This window comes from Halioglobus sp. Uisw_031 (genome assembly GCF_047729875.1).
In the GTDB taxonomy this organism is placed as follows: domain Bacteria; phylum Pseudomonadota; class Gammaproteobacteria; order Pseudomonadales; family Halieaceae; genus Marimicrobium.
In genome coordinates this window covers 1,513,667-1,533,693 of record NZ_CP159826.1, presented here as the reverse complement: position 1 = coordinate 1,533,693, position 20,027 = coordinate 1,513,667, and the positions used below count along the sequence as shown (strand labels likewise).

18 protein-coding genes and 1 pseudogene are annotated in these 20,027 nt (G+C 47.3%); 13 read left to right on the top strand and 6 right to left on the bottom strand.

The window, feature by feature from the left end:
* Window positions 1-216 precede the first annotated feature (216 nt).
* Together ABXT62_RS07010 and ABXT62_RS07005 are read left to right on the top strand one after the other, a co-directional pair.
* Window positions 217-870: a hypothetical protein gene (locus ABXT62_RS07010; protein WP_415357887.1), complete on the top strand. Its 654-nt coding sequence runs from the start codon at window positions 217-219 to the stop codon at window positions 868-870.
* A 275-nt stretch (window positions 871-1,145) separates the two neighbouring features.
* Window positions 1,146-2,279 (top strand): phytanoyl-CoA dioxygenase family protein, encoded by a 1,134-nt coding sequence (locus ABXT62_RS07005; RefSeq protein WP_415357886.1) that lies wholly within the window; start codon window positions 1,146-1,148, stop codon window positions 2,277-2,279.
* A 557-nt stretch (window positions 2,280-2,836) separates the two neighbouring features.
* Here ABXT62_RS07005 and htpX read toward each other — a convergent pair.
* From htpX to ABXT62_RS06990, 3 genes are all read right to left on the bottom strand, one after another.
* On the bottom strand, window positions 2,837-3,697 hold the full coding sequence (htpX, locus tag ABXT62_RS07000) for a protease HtpX (RefSeq protein WP_415357885.1): 861 nt from the start codon (window positions 3,695-3,697) through the stop codon (window positions 2,837-2,839).
* A gap of 391 nt (window positions 3,698-4,088) precedes the next feature.
* Entirely contained in the window at window positions 4,089-5,474 is a 1,386-nt protein-coding gene (locus ABXT62_RS06995) for a DUF4397 domain-containing protein (protein WP_415357884.1), read from the bottom strand.
* A gap of 515 nt (window positions 5,475-5,989) precedes the next feature.
* Complete coding sequence (locus ABXT62_RS06990; RefSeq protein ID WP_415357883.1) at window positions 5,990-6,127, bottom strand: hypothetical protein; 138 nt, start codon at window positions 6,125-6,127, stop codon at window positions 5,990-5,992.
* A gap of 434 nt (window positions 6,128-6,561) precedes the next feature.
* Between ABXT62_RS06990 and ABXT62_RS06985 the strand changes: the two genes are divergently transcribed.
* Complete coding sequence (locus ABXT62_RS06985; protein ID WP_415357882.1) at window positions 6,562-7,602, top strand: SGNH/GDSL hydrolase family protein; 1,041 nt, start codon at window positions 6,562-6,564, stop codon at window positions 7,600-7,602.
* A 156-nt stretch (window positions 7,603-7,758) separates the two neighbouring features.
* Here ABXT62_RS06985 and ABXT62_RS06980 read toward each other — a convergent pair.
* A pseudogene (locus tag ABXT62_RS06980) lies at window positions 7,759-8,156 on the bottom strand (transposase); the annotation flags it as partial.
* Between the two features lie 442 nt (window positions 8,157-8,598).
* On the opposite strand from ABXT62_RS06980, the gene ABXT62_RS06975 reads away from it, so the two are divergent.
* The 10 genes from ABXT62_RS06975 (at window position 8,599) to ABXT62_RS06930 (ending at window position 17,167) form a co-directional block, all read left to right on the top strand.
* Window positions 8,599-9,732: an SGNH/GDSL hydrolase family protein gene (locus ABXT62_RS06975; RefSeq protein WP_415357881.1), complete on the top strand. Its 1,134-nt coding sequence runs from the start codon at window positions 8,599-8,601 to the stop codon at window positions 9,730-9,732.
* A 183-nt stretch (window positions 9,733-9,915) separates the two neighbouring features.
* Entirely contained in the window at window positions 9,916-10,422 is a 507-nt protein-coding gene (locus ABXT62_RS06970) for a transposase (protein WP_415357880.1), read from the top strand.
* Window positions 10,423-10,557: 135 nt separating this feature from the next.
* Window positions 10,558-12,408: a carbamoyltransferase gene (locus ABXT62_RS06965; protein WP_415357879.1), complete on the top strand. Its 1,851-nt coding sequence runs from the start codon at window positions 10,558-10,560 to the stop codon at window positions 12,406-12,408.
* 31 nt (window positions 12,409-12,439) lie between these two features.
* Window positions 12,440-12,844 (top strand): SxtJ family membrane protein, encoded by a 405-nt coding sequence (locus tag ABXT62_RS06960; protein WP_415357878.1) that lies wholly within the window; start codon window positions 12,440-12,442, stop codon window positions 12,842-12,844.
* Window positions 12,844-12,996: a DUF5989 family protein gene (locus ABXT62_RS06955; protein ID WP_415357877.1), complete on the top strand. Its 153-nt coding sequence runs from the start codon at window positions 12,844-12,846 to the stop codon at window positions 12,994-12,996. Before ABXT62_RS06960 ends, ABXT62_RS06955 begins: the two co-directional genes overlap by 1 nt.
* 175 nt (window positions 12,997-13,171) lie before the next feature.
* A complete protein-coding gene (locus ABXT62_RS06950; protein ID WP_415357876.1) occupies window positions 13,172-14,089 on the top strand; it encodes a class I SAM-dependent methyltransferase in 918 nt (305 codons plus the stop codon).
* 325 nt (window positions 14,090-14,414) lie between these two features.
* Entirely contained in the window at window positions 14,415-14,771 is a 357-nt protein-coding gene (locus ABXT62_RS06945) for a hypothetical protein (RefSeq protein WP_415357875.1), read from the top strand.
* A gap of 93 nt (window positions 14,772-14,864) precedes the next feature.
* On the top strand, window positions 14,865-15,113 hold the full coding sequence (locus ABXT62_RS06940) for a hypothetical protein (RefSeq protein ID WP_415357874.1): 249 nt from the start codon (window positions 14,865-14,867) through the stop codon (window positions 15,111-15,113).
* A 375-nt stretch (window positions 15,114-15,488) separates the two neighbouring features.
* Window positions 15,489-16,334 carry a class I SAM-dependent methyltransferase gene (locus ABXT62_RS06935; protein ID WP_415357873.1) on the top strand — a complete coding sequence of 282 codons (846 nt, stop codon included), beginning with the start codon at window positions 15,489-15,491 and terminating at the stop codon, window positions 16,332-16,334.
* A gap of 5 nt (window positions 16,335-16,339) precedes the next feature.
* Window positions 16,340-17,167: an SAM-dependent methyltransferase gene (locus ABXT62_RS06930; protein WP_415357872.1), complete on the top strand. Its 828-nt coding sequence runs from the start codon at window positions 16,340-16,342 to the stop codon at window positions 17,165-17,167.
* A 320-nt stretch (window positions 17,168-17,487) separates the two neighbouring features.
* Here the strand turns inward: ABXT62_RS06930 and ABXT62_RS06925 are convergent, their stop codons facing one another.
* Both ABXT62_RS06925 and ABXT62_RS06920 read right to left on the bottom strand, forming a co-directional pair.
* Window positions 17,488-18,159 carry an HAD family hydrolase gene (locus tag ABXT62_RS06925; RefSeq protein WP_415357871.1) on the bottom strand — a complete coding sequence of 224 codons (672 nt, stop codon included), beginning with the start codon at window positions 18,157-18,159 and terminating at the stop codon, window positions 17,488-17,490.
* Window positions 18,160-18,201: 42 nt separating this feature from the next.
* Window positions 18,202-19,983: a sedoheptulose 7-phosphate cyclase gene (locus ABXT62_RS06920; RefSeq protein ID WP_415357870.1), complete on the bottom strand. Its 1,782-nt coding sequence runs from the start codon at window positions 19,981-19,983 to the stop codon at window positions 18,202-18,204.
* Window positions 19,984-20,027 lie beyond the last annotated feature (44 nt).

Genomic DNA, 20,027 nt, shown 5'->3' with positions numbered 1-20,027 from the left:
AAACCGGACGCCAACAGATATGAGCAGGAGCTCTGCGGCCCATAGCCGACGCCCCCACTTGGTCCCTGTGGTGCGCAAAAGGGGCTTGTCTAAGTTGTACGTTTAGTTTCTCGCTCGACCACCACAACACACTCCAAGCCCCGCAGCACCCGCGCGACCCATCGGCACTCTCTGTGTTGCCATTTGCCGCTAATAGATTTACGGACGACGCTTCCAATGACCAACACTTCAGCAGCCCTAAAACGCCATCTACTCGCTCCTGCAGTACTGATGCTTTCAATGCTGCTATCAGGAAATGTGTTAGCACAAGAGATGGCGACACCCGCTCAAGACAACAATGCAATCGAACCTGGTGACATGGTGGTCAGCCTCAAAGAGATTGTGAAGTTCAACTGGGGATTCCAAGCGGCCACACAGGGCGCAGGGACACTGAACCAAGCCGATTTTGGCTTCTTCCTGCCAATGATGCTGAGCGACAACGGCGTACTGTTCTTGGATATCCGTGAGATGGCAACGGGGTCTGCTGATACAGGCATAAAGGTTACCAATTCGCAGGAGGTTGATTTCCAGCAGGTAGCCTGCGGCATAGAAGCTGTCTCGGATACGTGGAACGTGAATGTCTATGCCCTCGCACCCATCGATGACACAGAATACTCAGCAAGGACGCTAGACAACCTCGAGGCAGGGCCTTTTTCGCATGCTCGTTCTGGAATGGGCGGATATGAATTGCACGAGCACCGCCGCGAAAATTTCTCCAGTTCAGTCGGCAGCATCAGTGAGGGAACCTACTCTCAACAGGCCGTTTATTTATTCTATAGTCGGCAAAGAAACGTATTTGCCAAGCTATTCTGCATGGTATGGAGCGAGTGATAAATCAGAAAAGTTAACCATTCCAGTTAAGCACGGAACGCTATTAATAATGAGGGGCGAATTGCAGCATTTCTGGGAGCACTCAGTGCCAAAGAGGATCAAGATCAAGCATGACAGGATAAATCTTACATTTTGAGTTATAAAGGATTGACTAATCGGCGTACGATACCAATATTAGCGCAAGGTAAAGGCTCTCAAATAATATTTTAGTGAAGATGCGATCATGATTTTTTATAGTGAAATCGATTCACAAACTCCTAACAAGGCGATCAAACATGACCGGCAAACCGTTCGATAGCGATTTTTATCTACAATCCTACCCCATCGTTGCCAGGGAGTTGTCACGGGGAGATGTCAGTTCTCCGCTGGAGCACTATCAGACGATCGGCAAAGGCCGGGGATATCTCGCCTCCCCTCTAGCCGAGCGACACTACAATGCAGATGCGACAACTTCTACTTTTGGAGGCCTTTGGCCAGACCATACTATGGCCCCAGAAACTCTCCAGCGTAAACTGGATTCCAGGGAAATCACTTCAGAACAGGCGCAGCAACTTACTGAATGGATGCGCGATGGCTATACCGTGCTCAAAAATTCTATCTCGGACAGGGACCTTGACGCAGCGGTAGCAGACCTCGACAAGGCCTATTCGGGCGGCTTCGAGAAGGCCCTATTTGAATGCCCCAAACTTAATGGAAAAAGCAACATTAGTTGGAAGCCGGAAGTCAAAGAATACAACGCCAAGGTTCTTGATTTGCACCACTTCTCCGCTGCCATGCGCAGGATAATGTTTTCCCCGGTCATCGCTGAATTTCTGAAGCTGATTTTTGAAAGTAATGCCTTTGCTGCGCAGACATTAGGGTTCTGGCGGGGCTCGGGACAGGAGGGGCATCAGGACTCGGCCTATGTTCCCTTCACCCTACCCCGAAATTTTGCCGCCACATGGATCGCCCTTGAAGATGTCACCCTCGGTGCCGGGGAATTGTTCTATTACGTGGGAAGCCATAAGTTCCCGGATTTCCTGTACGGTGGAAAACACAAGTCGATCGCAGAAGCTGAGCGATTGGGCTATACCGTGCAACGTCAAGAGATCGAAGCGCATGTGGCGAGCCTAATAAAACGTGCCTCTGAAACGAATATAGATAAAACAGTATTCACCGCTAAACGGGGTGATGTATTGGTTTGGCATGCCGATCTAGTACATGGCGGCAACCCTGTCTCCAAAGCCATCACGCGCAAAAGTTTTGTAACACACTATTGTCCGAAGGAACTGTCTCCACTATTCAGCGAAAGAATGGCCATTGACTTGTACGGCTATCAAGGCAATCTTATGACTTCTCACTTGTACCGGGGAGAAAATGTTATAGATTCGGGCCTGCTGCACAGGCTTCGTAGGCTCCTTAATAGATAGAAACATCTACCAGCGTTATATCGCAAAAACTGATCGTTGTAGCAGCTGGCAGCCAATATCACTTACCTGATCGAATTAGAAGCAGGTAACAACGCAATTTTTTTAGACTAAGCCCGATCAGGGCCTCAGTGCGGGCGTTGCAATTTACTCACACCTTCTCCCAGTGCACCATCTGAAACATTGCCTCTCTTCGCCCGAAGCGAATCCAAAGTTACAATGCTCAATCAGCAAGGACGCTAAACAACCTCGTGACAGGGACTTTTGCGCGTGCTCGTTCAGGAATAAACAAATATGAATTGTCCGATCACCGGCGAGGAAAAATTTTCAGGCCAGTAGGCGGGTATTTCGCGAATTTCTCCGGTTCAGTTAGCAGGATCAGTGAGGAAATCTACTCTCAATAGGCCGTTTATTTGTCCTATGCTTCGATCGGTACGCTGTCCATGAGCGTGTCGTTCCCTGCCGGAGGCAAGGAATGAATCATCTCTGTGCATTTGTCTTGGACCATGTTGGCAAAGGCATTGGTCTGATGAGGGCGGTGCAAGTATAGGACGAATAAATTAGCTTCGAATCGCTCGGGCCTGCAACGCCGCTATTCGTTTTTCCAGCGGTGGGTGACTCAAAAATAGTGCGGCCATAGCCTTCTTTCCACTAATACCAAAGGCGACGAGCTGACCGTCGAGATGGCTCTCCTGACTATCACCCTTTAACCGTTGCAGTGCGGCAATCATCTTTTTATCCCCAGCGAGATTAGCGCCCCCTTCGTCCGCTCGGTATTCACGACGGCGAGAAAACCACATCACAATAGTGCTGGCGAGAATACCGAATACAAACTGAAAGAACATAACGGTCATAAAATACATGAATCGATTATTACTCCCGCGACTCAGCGCACTGGCCGCTATGCGGGCGAAGAAATAAACAAAGGTATTGACCACGCCCTGTATCAGCGCAAGCGTTACCATATCGCCATTGGCAACATGGCTGATTTCATGCGCTAGAACCGCCTCTGCCTCATCTTTTGTCATGGTTCGAAGAAGCCCGGTACTCACTGCCACCAGGGCATTATTCTTATTCATACCTGTGGCAAAAGCATTGATTTCTGGAGAGTCCCACACGGCCACCTCTGGCATACCAATGCTGGCCTGGTTGGCCTGGCGCTTTACGGTGTCTAGCAACCAAGTCTCTTGCTGGTTTGCCGGCTGTTCGATAACTACGGCCCCAACGCTGCGTTTGGCAATCCATTTCGACATGGCCAGAGAAATGAACGAGCCGCCCATTCCAAATACGGCACACATGAGTAAGAGGCCACCATTACTCTGGCTGTCAATGCCTAGCACGGGCATCAGTATGCTCAGCGCCACCCCCAGGACAATAAGAATGGCAAAGTTAGTGGCTAGAAATAAGATCACTCGTTTCATGAATAAACATCCCTCGGCAGTCGAGTAAAATTAACCGATTAAGGTCAAGATGGGTACTAATATTTATACCCTGAAATACCCAGTATACGTCAGGGCTGGGAGCGCCTGTAGGCTAAAAGTTATAGAACAACTAACCGGGACCAGATGCATAAAGAGTCTCATCAATACGGGTGACGTTATCAACAATATAACGACCCGCAATCGGTAGATATAAAATTGACATATAGCATTGCCGTGGTTTAAAGATCAGGCGTTTTTTTGGCTAAATGTGCTCTGCACCTTAATTTCAAATCTGCGACGCGACGGTTAGCGATCCGCAAACATTAAATCAGGAAAACGCTGCAAGCTCTCTGCCATAGACAGAGAGCCCTGCGTCTCCCTACATCTGCGCCTAATCGGTCAAAATACTCAGGTCAATCGGATAGACGCTAAGCTGTCCTTCACTGAGGTCGCGCGCGATGACCGTGTAGTTTACAGCGCTGTCCAGCGCGAGTGTGCCGCCTGAATCAAACGCGACGAACGACTTGTCACCAGCGGCTGTTACCGTTACCCAGTAATCGCTAGGCGTGGCTTGCAGTTGCGCTGTGGCCTCTCCGTACGCCAGACCAGCAATCACTGGCTCCGCGTCGGCTATCACCCCGTCACCGGTGAGGTAGATGTCAACCGGGATGTCGACAGCGGCGTAAGCTCCGTGGACGACTCTTACAATCGCAGCAGTCGCGATATTGCGCCTTGCATCCTCCGTAATAATGGCTTCTAGCGCGTCATTTGCCAGCGACCCTGCTGCAATCACCGTATAGCTTTCAGTCTGCTTCAGGGTGACTTCCGCCACAATCGGTTGGATACTCGGGTCTGCCGCAGCGGCCACCGCGACCGTGTAAGTACCTGCGGGGGCTTCGAGCTGATCGTATTGTGTCGCGTTAGGAAATGTCAGATCTTTAATGGCGGCGGTGCCGTTGACGAGAATATCTACGGCGGGTGTGTCGGCTGAGTTGTGAACGACTCTAACCGCTGCGCCAGTGGCAATATCAGGTATTTGGCTGGCAGAAGCGGGGCCGATCGCTAACAACGTTACCGGGCTTGGGGCGAGTTTGAAGGTATTTTCTACGGCAGCCAAAACGAGCTCGGTGCCGGCCGGGAAGGATACTTCACCGCTGTCATAAACGACGTCGACGGTGCCCGTGGGTGTAATCCGCACCTGATACTGCGTATCTGCAGAGATGGCGACCGGACCAGCAGCCTCGCCAAAGGACAGGGCAGCGGCTGGGGTGTTGTTGGCAAGGTCATCACCAGGCGCTGTTACGTAGACGTCAACTGTTCCTACTTCTGGAGCGGCGTGCAGCACGGTAACGCGCACATCAGTTACGCCCGCTTCTATTGTGACTGGATCCAGCACTTTTGGCTCTATTGTGAGCGCTCCGGAGGTGCTGAACAGATTGTTGATCGCCAACACGTCAGTGCGTTCTCCTGCTGCGAACGTTAAATCCACTGGACCGATAACGGTCTCTTCGCTTTGGTCTGGCAAAATACCCCGTACCTCAACCGATAAGGTGCTGTCTCCGGGGATAGTAATAAGACCTGAGGTTTGCGCGAAATCCACTGCCTCAAGGAAGACCTCGCCATCGACATAGACGTTGACCGCAGGCGCATCGGCTGACGCATGCGTTATGCGCAGCTGAGCGGCAGCGGGGCCGTCTGAATCGTTATTGTTGCTGCTGCCGCAGGCAGCTAAAAAAGGGAAAATGAGTAAAGCGGTGAGTTTCATGAATTTTGACACTAAATTTCTCCTGCCAGAAAGTATGTAAATCGAGTTACGCGACGGCGTCTAAATCAGATCACAGAGCTAATGGAAAGTTCCCTAAAATGGAAAAGTGTTTTTTTATTTAAGTGCGCCAGTCTGAACAGAGCATGCTCTACTCGGACAATAGTGCCAATAAGTGTGAGAGCGAAGCCCGTCGGCGCTTGCAGCACTGTTGCTTCTGCCCCGCGCCGACGCCTTGAGCCCGCGAGGAGTTCACTAGATGCCAGGATTTACGCCTGTCATGTCAACCAATAGATCCCCCAGCTTTTCTGCTACCGTGGTATCGCGGCTAGCGCGATTACGCTACACTTTTTTTGCATGGCTGGCGCGACCGGGGCCGTAATACTGATTCAGCGTTTGGGTAGTGCGCTGAACGTGAATATCCACTTCTATATACTGTTCCTGGACGGCGTCTAGGTGTGTCGCAACGATCGTCCGCCGCGCTTTCAACGCGTTAAGGCGCGACGCGAATCGCCAACACTGACGTTCGCTCACCCGCTGAACGGCACGTCGCGATGTCCTGGGCCCACCGACTGAAGCGCGTATTCAATATCGATGTCGAGGTTTGCGGTCATTGCGGTGGGTCCGTCAAAGTCATCGCTTGCATTGAGGACCAGGACATTATCCACAGGATTCTGGCTCATCTTCGCGAGAAAGAACAAGGCCGCCCTACCCTATCGCCACTGGTGCCACCCTCCCGAGCACCCCCTGGGCCATTACCTCTTTTCGCAGGACGCGAATCCACAGCCGCAAATCAGCAAGGACGCTACTGAAAAACGTGTGGTACGGACGGTTGCATGCTATCGTCCATGAATGAACAAATATGAAGTGTGCGATAACCGCGCAAACACCTTTTCGGGCCAGTAAGCGGATATTTCGCGAATTTTTCCAGTTCAGTTAGCGGGGTCAGTGAGGAAATCTGCTGAACAGCGCGTTTATTTTTCTTATACTTAAAAGATAAGTTTGCACTGGCCATTGGCATTATGGCTTATTTAGGTAGTTTTCTGATCGTCGCTGAGGGCTGAGCTATGGCCCCTCCGGCTATACGTTTTTTAGGGTAAATATGATCAAGTCCTTTTTTTTTAACGTCCTGCTAATACTCGGCTCTCTGGTCATATTTACACTCATGTTAGAGGGGGGTGTTCGCTTGGCGCAGGCTTTTGACCTGGTTCCAGTGCTTGATAGAAAATCCTTGTCGGTGCTCGGCTCAACCTCAGAGGAGCATAGTGCCAAACTTGTCGTAAGTAAAAATTCCGTGTTGGCTCTTGAGTACGATGTAAATGACCCCCAGATTAATCGCTTTGGCATGAGAGATCGACCCTATGAGTTGTCAGCCTCGCAGGGGGTTAGTCGTATAGTGGCGATGGGCGACTCCGTCACCTTCGGTCTGGGTGTCGCACTTGAAAATACCTACAGTAAAAAACTGGAGCTGGCTCTTAATCAAGAGGCTCCAGCAGGCCAAAGTTTTCAAGTGATGAACTTTGGGGTAAGTGGTTATAGTACAGACTCTGAGCTCGAGCTCTTCCAACTCAAGGCTAGGTTGTTCAAACCTGATGTGGTGGTGGTTGGCTATGCAATGAATGATCCCATTCATACGTCATCCCTGGCGTTAGCCGCTGCAGCGACCATGAAAACGGATACCGACTTCGAAACTTTGGCAAAGAAATCTCAGTTGTTGGCTTGGGCAAAAATGAATTGGGTAAAAGCCACGTCCGGGTTGAATGCAATGAGCGTTTATGAATCGTTCTATGCCATCGAAAGTGAGCGTTGGACTAGTGTCGTTGAATCAATGAAATCTTTTAAGCTACTTGCTCAGGACGATGGCTTTCATTTAGTGGTAGTGGTGTTCCCCGTGCTTTACGATTTTGAGGATTATCCGTTTGAGGGCTATCGCCAACAGGTTCTGACCCTTTTAAATGAGCTGGACATTGATTATATCGATTTGTTGGATCCGTATAGCGAATTTCGTGCTGACAAGTTTCGGGTCATGCAGAATGATGCGTGGCATCCTAACGAGCTTGGGCATAAAATCGCCGCTGATAAGCTACAGTCGTATTTGGAGGATGCAGGATTATTGGTGCACAAAAACGAAACTGTAAAGTGACTTAAAATAGGTTACCAGGCGTTGAAGATATCTAAATTTTTCCTAGTACGTCTGCGCTAACGATTTCCTGACGACTGGCTAACCTGTCCGGTTACACGTAGATTACGTTTAGTGTGACTCAAATTCCTGGCGATAATAATCTATACCGCTACCCCCGCGCCGCTGATAACGATAATAACCACTGCGGGTAACGCCCAGAAGTGGACACATCAGGTCAACTGGGCAGGTCTTCTTGTGTTGGGCAATACACGCGTATTTCACCTTGTTTCCTTGGCGAAGAAGACCGTCGCTTTTTTTAATATCTCTTTCTCCATCTTCAAGCGCCGGCTCCCCTCCCTCAACTGGCGGACTTCTGCCTGCTCCGGTGCCAACTTGCCGTTTCCACGGAAAGCTTGTCCGTCACTTGATCACTGATGCTCTTTAATCCAGCGCCCCAATGTGGTGGAGTTGATGTCGAGACTTTTCGCCGCTTCAGTTCTTGTGTAACTCTGATCCAGTGCCAGGCTGATGGCATCCAGCTTGAATTGCTTCGGGTATTTCTTCCTCGTAGTCATTTTGTCATCTCCAGTTGTGTGTATTATCCCTTAACTGGGTTATGCAGATCTATTAGACCACCTCATCTGGCACTGGCAGCAATCTGCATACCATAGGGGGACACTCACAAAAGATTTTGAGCAAAATACTATGCCACTCTTTAATATGCTTCAGTTATTCTATGAAATGGGGCATGCTGGCGTTCAATATTTCTTCCTGCTATTAGGGTTTGTATCTTTTTGACTTTATCGGAGACAACGGCTTTTACGCTGTTTGACTTCAGATGATGATTAGATATAATTTCAGTGATGTTGTCTCAATACTCCCGAGTAACCGCAGCTTCGGACTGTTCTTCCCGGCAGGCTGTCATCAAGGCTGCCTGGAGTTTGCGTCCATGCGATTTTGGTGGACGTTTCATTAACAAATCCCTTTGACCTGATAAAAATTTGGGCTATAAACGTTATGTTCAAAATCATTGATAAACATCCCGCGATTTTCGTTCTTATAACGGTTTCACTAATCATGACGCTTTTGAATTATGCCGCCGGATTCTTTCTGGAAAAACCCGCTGAACATGCACTGATTCAACAGGCAATGCGAGATCAAAAGGCGGTGCTAGAAAATATATATGGCAAAGGCATGGCTAAGGATTACAAAGTTGTTTTGAGAGAACAAGGTCTAGGTCAACGATATTATCCCTTTGTAGAATATCTCGAAAAGCCCCGCAAAGGAAAATTTGTGAATGTTTCTGAGCAAGGCGCAAGGTGCCATTACCCCGACCGTGAATCTTGTACCGCCAAGGGAGGGCGGCAAGAAATCTGGATATTCGGAGGGTCGACCACATTTGGATATGGTGTAAAAGACAGCGAGACAATAGCAGCCAATTTAGGCAGAATGCTTCCTGATTTCCGCATCATCAATTTTGGCGCGGGTGGCTATTACAGTACTATAGAACGCATTAGATTTGAAAATCTTCTGACGGAGTTTCCTCCACCCAGGGCAGCAATTTTTATTGATGGCATAAATGATTTTTATTTTTTCAACGTTCCTGATAAATCTATTTTTACGAATGCTTATTCGCACATCCTTAACAGGGAAAAACAATCCGATTCACTTGTCAAAGATATTAGAGCTCGACTTGAAGGGCTGACAATCTATCGTTTGTTTGCGCAAAAATTTGGCCACTCAATAAAAGTTGTAGCCACATCGGCCAATCATGAACAAATTTTGAAGGCTATACACAGACTCAGTCTTAATCATTCCATAATTGAATCCATCGGAGATAAACTCGGGATTACAATCCTGAACGTCATTCAACCTATCCCACTCTATGGTGTTGGACACAAGACATCCCATGTACCCAAGGAAAGACTGAACTTTGGGGATCATAAAAATAGCGGAGTTGCTTATCAGGTTATGTTTGGGCCGAATGGGGATTTCAGCCACCCAAACTCTCGAACGCTTAACTTAGCCAATTTGGGTATTGACGAAGGCATGTACGTCGATACTGTGCATTACACGCCCCTGTTCAATGAAAAAATTGCATCCGAGATACATCAAAAGATTTCTGTGCAGTTTGCTACAAATAATGACTAAAGCACCCATAATTAGGGTCGCAAGGCCTTCATGATTCGCACCATTCGCCCACTTGACCGGCCTGATCCAGGGCTGGAGCGGGCAGTCAAGGCTAACGGATTCTCACTACAGGCCGGGGTGAGCTGTGAAGGATATCAAAAGGACAAGCGTGAGCGACTGTGTCGGTAACTTGCCAGACCAGCGGTGGCCGTTCACCGTCTTTCGCTGAGTTCCACCGGCAAGGTTCTCTATACCTTGAAGACGCCCTATCAGGATGGAACAACCCAAGTGGCCTTCGACCCAGTGGATTTCATTGCGCGATTGTCGGCCCTCGTGCCAAAACCGAGAATCAATCTCACTCGTTACCACGGTGTGCTTGCGCCCAATCACCGCTGGCGTGGGCGCGTTACCCCGGCCAAACGCGCGAAGCGAATCGCCAATACTGACGTCCGCTCACCCGCTGAACGACACGTCGCGATGTCCTGGGCCCAGCGACTCAAGCGAATATTCAATATCGATGTCGAGGTTTGCAGTCATTGCGGTGGATCGGTAAAAGTCATCGCCTGTATTGAGGACCAGGACGTTATCAATAGAATCTTGGCTCATCTTCGCGAAAAGGAACAAGGCCGCCCTACCCTATCGCACCTATTTTATAAAAAGTCGGTAATGACCATTTCCTTACCGACACCTGAATCATCAGGTGGGATCTAGATCAGTCTACTCTGAATTATATGGCATAAAGTGCTCAACCTGCTTACTTTTCTTTCGGTTAGCGCTACAATAAGCCGTGAAAGCTGTCTCGTCGTAAAAACGACTACCATAACAACAATCTCGGTACCAACGAGTATGAGCAAAAGCCAATCAATTCTGGGAATTTCTGCCTACTACCACGACAGTGCTGCGGCAGTCGTTTGTGACGGCAAGATTATTGCCGCTGCGCAGGAAGAGCGATTTAGTCGAAAAAAACATGATGCGAGCTTTCCGGCCGAGGCAATTAAGTACTGCCTTGAAGCTGCAGGGGTGCAGCTTCAAGATATCGATGAAGTTGTTTTTTATGACAAGCCTCTGGTCAAGTTCGAACGACTTTTAGAAACATATTTATCATATGCCCCGAGGGGGCTACGCTCTTTTATAGCGGCAATGCCAGTCTGGCTAAAAGAGAAACTTTATTTAAAAAGCACGTTAAAACGAGAGCTTTCAGAGCTTGCGGGTTTAGATGCTGCAGATTTGCCAGAGCTGCTGTTCACAGAGCATCATCAGTCCCATGCCGCCTCTGCCTTCTACCCCAGCCCGTTCGAACGCGCTGCAGTACTCTGCTTGGATGGTGTTGGAGAGTGGGCTACAACCACCGCATGGGTTGGCGAGGGAAACTCACTGAAAGCGCTCTGGGAAATTGATTTCCCCCATTCACTGGGCTTGCTCTATTCTGCGTTTACTTATTACACCGGCTTCAAGGTCAATTCCGGTGAGTATAAATTAATGGGCCTAGCGCCCTACGGCAATCCACAGTATGTCGATGTCATAAAGGAGCATCTCCTTGATTTAAAAGAAGATGGAAGTTTTCGCTTGGACATGAGTTATTTCAATTATTGTACTGGCCTAACCATGACCAGCGCGAAATTTGACGACTTGTTCGGCGGGCCACCGCGGAAAGCTGAGAGCGAGGTGTCCCAGAAAGAAATGGATCTTGCCGCTTCGATACAGAAAGTGACTGAAGAAGTTGTACTGTTGCTGGGAAAATCTATTCGCGAAGAAACTGGCTGCGAATACCTCTGCCTTGCGGGAGGTGTGGCTTTGAACTGCGTGGCCAACGGCGAGTTGCTGCGTTCAGGTATCTTCAAAGATATTTGGATACAGCCCGCCGCCGGCGACGCTGGTGGAGCCTTGGGGGCGGCATTGACGGTGTGGCACGATCGTCACGACGGGGTTCGGAAAGTTGAGCCTGGAGACAGTATGAGCGGCGCTTACCTTGGCCCTCAATTTAACAAGGAAGAAATACGCCAATATTTAGACTCTGCTGGCGCAGTCTATGAAGAGCTTGACGATGATGTGCTTATGCCTAGAGTTGCCGATATTCTTTCAAAAGAGAATGTCGTTGGCTGGTTTCAGGGACGTATGGAGTTTGGGCCCAGAGCTTTGGGAGCCCGATCAATTATAGGTGATCCGCGCTCAAAGAAGATGCAGTCAGTGATGAATCTGAAAATAAAATATCGAGAATCTTTTCGGCCCTTCGCGCCATCCGTGCTCATGGAAGAAGTTCAAAACTACTTTGACCACGACCGTGGCAGTCCATATATGTTGATGGTTGCCCCCGTATCAGGGCAGATTCGCACACCTATGACACCTGATGAGGACAAGCTATTTGGTATCGATAAACTCAATGTGTCTCGCTCGGAGCTCCCGTCTATAACGCACGTCGATTATTCCGCTCGAATCCAAACAGTGCACCGTTGCACCAACCCTCGTTATCATGCTCTGATTTCCGCCTTCCAGGCCAAGACAGGGTGCGGTGTTGTAGTAAATACCTCTTTTAATGTTCGCGGTGAGCCTATCGTGTGTACGCCCGAAGACTCATATAGATGCTTTATGCGCACGGAGATGGACTACCTCGTTATCGAAAATTTTCTGTTACACAAGCCAGATCAAGCGAAGGTCGCCAGCGACGAAGGTTGGATGAATGAGTTTGAGTTGGACTAGGACAGGATAATTCGGAAGGCTGCGGGCGACTATGACTAAGAAAAATCCAAATCTAACCTCCATGGAACTGCGTAAATTCGGGCTGGTCACGGCGATTTTACTGATCGTCTTTTTTGATGGCCTCATACCCTGGATATGGGGTATCGCACCGCCGGTCTGGCCACTCGTGGTCGCAGCTATATTGTCGATTTTTGCACTCATGCGGCCAGTGTGGCTTAATCCGTTTTATCGGGTTTGGATGAAGTTCGCCAACGTGTTGGGCTGGATCAACACCCGCATTATTCTCAGTCTTATGTTCTTCGTCGTTATCTTACCGACAGGGCTTATCATGCGACTACGTCGAGACCCAATGCGGCGAAAATGGGATAAGACTGAAGTTAGCTATCGTAAAAAATCCAAACCGCCAAAAACCGAGAATCTTAAGAGACCGTATTAATGTTTGATTTACTGAAAGACCTGTGGGGATTCATGCGCGAACGGAAGAAGTTCTGGCTTGCCCCTATAATGATCCTGCTAGTTCTACTCGGCGGCTTGCTAGTACTGGCCCAAGGTTCTGCCGTTGCCCCCTTTATCTACACATTATTTTAGCGAGCTTGAGAACACAGTAGCGCCTTGTGTAACCCGTGGCGCTTCTTCAGTAATTCGAGTTGATGATTGGAAGGATAGTAGTGGAGTCAACACGAAATATTTTCATGCCATACTATTTAAAGGTTAATTAGATATTACGTGTAATATATTCTGCTAATTATTTGTGAGTTTTTTAATGTTTAAAAAAAATGTAAGCGTAAAAAAGCTGGAGCTTGAAAACATCATTCAGGTGGGCAAAAAACGTGAGACTGCTGAGTTAGTTGAAAATTTTTATACAGCAAATCCATTCCCAAATTATGATGACATGGAAACGATTCAAGACCTAACAAAGAAAATGGAAGGGAATGCATTTACTTCAAATTTCAAAAAGTTTTGTGGCTTTGGAAAAAATATAATTGAAGTTGGAAGTGGAACCTCACAATTAAGCATTGCCCTTGCAAGTGGAACCAATAATAAAATAGTCGCTTTTGACCCCACTTTAGAGTCTCTTCGACTTGGATTAGATTTTGCAGAGAAAAATAAAATTGATAACGTAACTTTTGTAAACGGCGATTTATTTAGTGATTCGTTTATTCCAGGATATTTTGATATCGTCTGGTGCTCTGGCGTCCTCCACCACACTGAAAGTGCGAAAGAAGGGTTTAAGCTGATTGCAAATTGGGCTAGGCCTGATGGCTATATAATTATTGGCCTCTATAATTTGTATGGAAGACTCCGAACGGTATTTCGACAATTTTTGTTTAGGCTATTAGGAAAAGGGGAATTAGCTAGGGCAATAGTGTCATTTCTAGATCCAATCCTTAGAAAAGATATATCGAAGCAGAAAAAACTTGCGTGGTTTCAAGATCAATACGAACACCCTGTAGAGTCTTTACATACCTTGGATGAGGTGCTTGACTGGTTTGACGAAAATAATGTTGAATTTATTAGTTCTATACCCAGCTGTGATATGAACGCCGTCGATTATGAAGATATGTTTAATGGGGGAAATAGAGGCGATTTGGCAACGAGAATTTTTTCCCAAATTGCCATGCTATTTTCATCTTTTGGTTCTGAAGGCGGTCTGTTCCTAGTCATCGGAAGGAAAAAATAATGGTCGCTATTAAATTTTTTTGAACCTTTTTCTACCTCGAGTAAAAATCGGATCGACGCTAGAATTATTGCGCCAAGTTTGCAGCGCATATAGTACAACAAGCGATATAAAGAGCAGGCTGGCGAGAGTTAGCAAAAGCTAACAACCTCCTCTGTCTAGAGGTCTGACTATCAGACAGCTAAATGAGTGCATTAGCCGACCGTGATGATATAAATTACTATCCCAGCCATGGAAGACAGCCTTAGGGTCGTGTCGAGGCTCAATCAGTAAATACCTGCCGCGTCAGCCCTGGAGGCTTCCTCACAAACACAACGCGCGAGACGTTATGGAGCTTCCCAAATCCAGCACTTCACTCTTTATGATGTTTTGCGATCAACATGATACCTGGAGTGTCAAGAAGGTTGAAGTTTCTATGGCCGCCCATCCTCAGGCCATGGACAAGGTTCTGCGTATCGTTTACCGGACACTTACGACCCATTTGATCCATAAGGCTGGATATTCGCTTATGGATGGCGCGACCGGGGCCGTAACGCTGATTCAGCGTTTTGGTAGTACACTGGACGTGAATATCTACTTCCATATCCTGTTTCTGGGCGGAGTCTACGTGTGTCGCGACGATCGTCCGCCCCGCTTTCAACGCGTTAAGGCGCCGTACAATGGTGAGCTGGAAGACCTGGTTTAGCTGATCAGTCACTGTCTCGAACGCCAGGGCTTCCTGGAACAGGACACCGAGAGCGCCTGGCTGGAACCCGACCCCGCCGAAGACACCGATGCCATGCCCCATATTCTGGGCAGTTCTGTGTCGTACCGTATCGCCATCGACCCACAACAGGGTCGCAAGGCCTTCATGATTCGCACCATTCGTTCACTCGATCGGCCTGATCCAGGGCTAGAGCGAGTTCGTTACACCGGCCAAACGCGGCAAAGGCGCGAAGCGAATCCACAGCCCCAAATCAGCAAGGACGCTAGACAACCTCGTGGCAGGGACTTTTGCGCATGCTCGTTCTGGAATGGGCGGATATAAATTGCACGAGCACCGCCGCGAAAATTTTTCAGGTCAATAGACGGGTATTTCGCACATTTCTCCCTCTCAGTCGGCAGGATCAGTCAGGAAACCTACACTCAACAGCCGGTTTATTTTTCCTACACTTTGTAGGTGCCTAAAATGAAAAGTTTACCCTTATTCAATAATCACGCTATTTTCTTTATAACTCTAAGCAATTATTCCTTAGACATCGAAGTAATTATTAACTATATATATCAACATGTTAGCTGGTTTAATCTAGAGTATATAGCTGTGATTATATGTATAATTATTTTTTTATACTTTGAATTCAAAGGACTTTTACTGGTTAACTGTCTATAGTGACGCTCGAAACCGATCAATAGAGGCAAGAAAATGAGCGAAACAACAGTTCTGTCACTGGATGAAATACCCAAGAAGCAAGATTTTGGCGAAAAGCCAACCAAAAGGCGCGAATCAGATAACTACCAAGCGGAATATGTTAAGAATTTTGTTGAGCGCTGGGATGAGCTGATTGATTGGGAGGCCAGAGCTGACAGTGAAGGCCGTTTTTTCATTGATCAGTTGAAGGAACTTGGTAAGCATAAAGTATTGGATGTTGCCACAGGAACAGGCTTCCATTCGGTGCAGTTACTTAATGCGGGTTTTAATGTAACCAGTGCCGATGGAAACGGCCAAATGTTGATAAAGGCGTTTGATAACGCAAAAAAATATGGTCATGTGTTGCAGTCGGTTCACGCTGATTGGCGCTGGTTAAACCGAGATGTTGATGGAAGGTACGATGCTGTCATTTGTCTGGGCAACTCGTTTACGCATTTGTTTGATGAAGACGATAGACGTCGCTGTTTGGCTGAGTTTTACTCAGTGCTGAAGCACGACGGTGTACTTATTCTTGATCAAAGGAATTATGACAATATTCTAGACAAAGGTTTTTCCAGCAAGCATAAGTATTACTATTGCGGTGACAAAGTATCTGCCGAACCCGTGCATATTGATGATGGCTTGGCCAGATTTGAGTACGCCTTCAGCGATGGATCAAAACACCACTTAAATATGTTTCCTTTACGCAAAAAATACATGCGCAACTTATTATTAGAGAGCGGCTTTCAGACTGTGGAAACCTTTGGTGATTTCCAAGAGACCTTTCATGACGACGAACCTGACTTTTTTGTTCATGTCGTTAAAAAATCGTATGCCAAAAATCCAGATGAAGCAGAGTAACAAATATGAAGAATAGAAATGCTGCCGAATCAGTGGCAGAAAATTATTACGACAGCAGTGACGCAGATATTTTTTATGAGCGTGTTTGGGGTGGCGAAGATATACACATTGGTTTATACGAATCAGGGTTATCCATTTTTGAAGCCAGTCGAAAAACCGTTGAGCTAATGGCAACGACATTAATTACTTTGGATGAAAATAGTAGAGTGCTTGACCTTGGTGCCGGTTACGGTGGTGCGGCGCGTTATTTAGCTGAAAAACATGGCTGCCAAGTCACTTGCCTAAATTTAAGCGAAACGCAAAATGAACGCAATCGCCTACTCAATAAGGAGCATAATTTAGCTGATAAAATCAGCGTGTTACATGGCAGTTTTGAAAATGTACCATGTGATAACGGTAGCTTTGACATTGTTTGGTCTCAGGACGCTTTTTTGCATAGCGGAGATCGACCTCAGATATTGCAAGAAATAGATCGCGTGTTAACCACGGGGGGCGAGATTATTTTTACCGACCCAATGCAGATTGATTTCTGTGATACCGACGCGCTTCAACCCGTATATGATCGCTTGGATCTTGAATCTTTATCAACTACCGAGTTTTACCAAGCATACTTCGGCAAATTAGGGTTTAAAGCATTATCTTCTAATATACTTACAGACCAATTGGGCGTGCATTATTCGGCTGTTCGGCAACAACTACTGGATCGCTATGAAGAATTGGTTGTTGATATTAGTCCCGCCTATTTAGATAAAATGATAACAGGATTGCAAAGCTGGATTAATGCAAAAGAAGCCGAGCAATTGGTTTGGGGTGTTTTGCACTATAAGCGGTAATAGTAACAGCGGGACCGTAAAGCGTTTGAAAACGTCTGGCTCGCCTTTCTGCGTTCAACAGTGCAGCAATGGAAGGATATAAATTGTTCGATGACTGAGGCCGACAAGATGTCACAGTGATCGACCGGCTACCCCCGGTCTTTTCAGACCTTGTGGCTCATACCCATAAGAAGACCTACTCACGATAGCGCTTTTATTTGTCCTATACTTCCCGTTTATTTTTCCTATACTTTGAGTTGTAACACCCGATGCTGCATTAATGCATGCTGTCATAAGCCCATCAGCGCATGTCGCCGATGAACATCCAAACAGCGGCGGGCCTACTCAATATACCCAACGACTTCGCTGAGGCCTGAAATAATCTTGAGGGCAGCAGGAAAGTCTTTGCCTGAGTTCATTTCACCCGGAAACGCTAGAGTCGTAATTCCAGCATCACACGCAGATTTGACACCACTAGGACTATCTTCGATGGCGATCACATCGTTCACGGTGATGCCCAGAGACTCCATCACTTTTTCGTAGATTTCAGAGTTTGGCTTTGGGTTCTCGACAAAGGTTGAATTTGTGGTTTTTACTAATGATTGAACCAATAAGTCGTTGTGCAAAGAATCAGTAATTGCGTCGATGTTGTCTTGGCTAGTGGTAGTTGCCCATGCTAGCTTCACGTCTCGTTTCAAACAAAATTCTATCAACTCATCGGCCCCCTCCCTCAACTTGAGACCCCGTTCGCGAATGAGCGCATTGAAAACACGGGTCTTATCGAGATGAACGTTGACTATTTGCTCACCAGTTAGTCGACTGCCGTTTTCCATCTGAATCATTTCCAGGCGCAGAGGCCCGCCGCTGATTGACAGCGATGCGACATAATCTTCACGCTCCCAATGGTAGTCGATGTCATTGAGCACCAGCGCAGTGTTATACGCTTGATACTGATACTCGGAGGTTTCAACCAGGGTTCCAATACCACCAAAAATTATATGTGAGAATTTCATAAGTCATTTCCAAACAGATTAATCGTTTAAGAAGGGTGAGGGTTACGATACGGCCGCTACAGTCGACGGGCTCTCCAAGCCAACGTCGCTACACAAAGGCTCAACACCCCTTCCGTCTCTAGGGAAAGTGGCGCACATACTCTTGTATAGTGGAATAGCCGCACATAAATCTACCGCACTAAGATCATTCAAATACCCGCAGCTCCCTATGCCCCCTCTCGGAAGAGGCGCAACAAGATTACCGCCACGTTTCTCTATAATTTTTGCATGTGACGCTTCCATGACATTTTGGTCCTCCAAAATGTCATGCCAAAGGCTCAGACCAAAGTCGCTCATCAGTTTTAGAATCCGAAACAATTCATTCTCGGTTATCCAACCCGCCTGATGACTCAGATAGGCGCCCAGTCCCATACCAATTGCGACCGCGTGGCCATGCAGAAGCCCTGCTTCTATCTCAAATCCAGGGGACCAGGTGTGCCCGTACGCATGGGGCCTGCACTGATGAGTCTCATAAAGATTGTCATATTCAGCCTCAATATAAGACTTAAGAGCTCCCCCAAGAATCGCTTGCGACTGTGTTTGGATGGCATCATTGTCGTTGCAGTCCTTAGTACCAAAGCGCGTAGAAATTAACGCTGCATTCGCCGACTCTAACTGCTCAAATAACGTGAGATTTTTAACAACAGCCATCTTGATAATCTCAGCGATGCCGTGGCGCAACCAGCCTTCACTCAAAGATTTAAAGAAAAATCTATCCGTAATTGAAACGACAGGTGGATGATAAGCACCTAACAAATTTTTGTAGCCAAAGCCATCGCAACACGTGCGCGGTGATGGACCAGCATCGATACCTGTGACGATCGAGGTAGACAACATCACATAGGGTGTATTTCGTCCGTATAATGCCGAGGCTAGACCTCCCGTATCAGACAAAACACCGCCGCCTATAATCAAAATAGGTTCATTACGTGAAACGCCACAGCGTTTAAAGTCACCCAACATACTTTCTACGGTGTCGATGCCCTTATCAATCTCCATAGCCCGATACACTAATTTTTCAAGACTAATATTATGGTGTTCAAAATACGTGCTGATTTCGCGGCCATAGATTGTCTCGACATTTTCGTCGATCAAACAGACGCAGCGGCCCAAAGGTTTGTAGATATCTCGCAACACGTTATTGCCACAATTTAAAGAGTCGTCGACAGTTCGGATCGTCGCGAATGTACTAAAGCTCATTACAGCTTCGCTCGTCAGATTATCAGAAGTACTAACCACTGAGCCATCAGATTCTCTATATCCTGATGTTGGGTAGATGGCGTGTGGGTTATCGATGACCAATCTTTCACGAAGGCCTGAATAGTACGAAACAGTCGCAGCGTCACTAACGATCGATGTCAGGTAGGTAATTAACTTGATGTCTTTGATATCGTCATCTTCAAGCACGCCATCAGCCAATGCTCTCCATTGCCCAATATCGAGAGCACCCTCTCCCGCAACATGACGAGCACTATCGGTGCCCCGACTCCCTCCGCTTAAGGATTCAACCAATTGCGCAAAGAGCGTCAAAAAATGCCCAAGTGCTAAATTCAAGGAGCCACGCAACAACCGGCTTGGCGCAATCCCCTCCACCGCGCCTAAGCTTGCAAATTGTTGACCAAAATCCTTAGAAAAAACCGGCTGCTCAATCAACTCCGACAGAATGACTTTAAACGACTGCTGTTGGACCAACCTATCAAGCGTCGGCTGTAGATTTTCTTTACCGCTATATTTTATCGAATAGCTTTGTGAGAAAGAGTGTAGTCGAGAGAGTAGATCGCTCATTAAATGCTTCCAGTAGATTAAGTGGGTAGGTAATAATTAAGAAA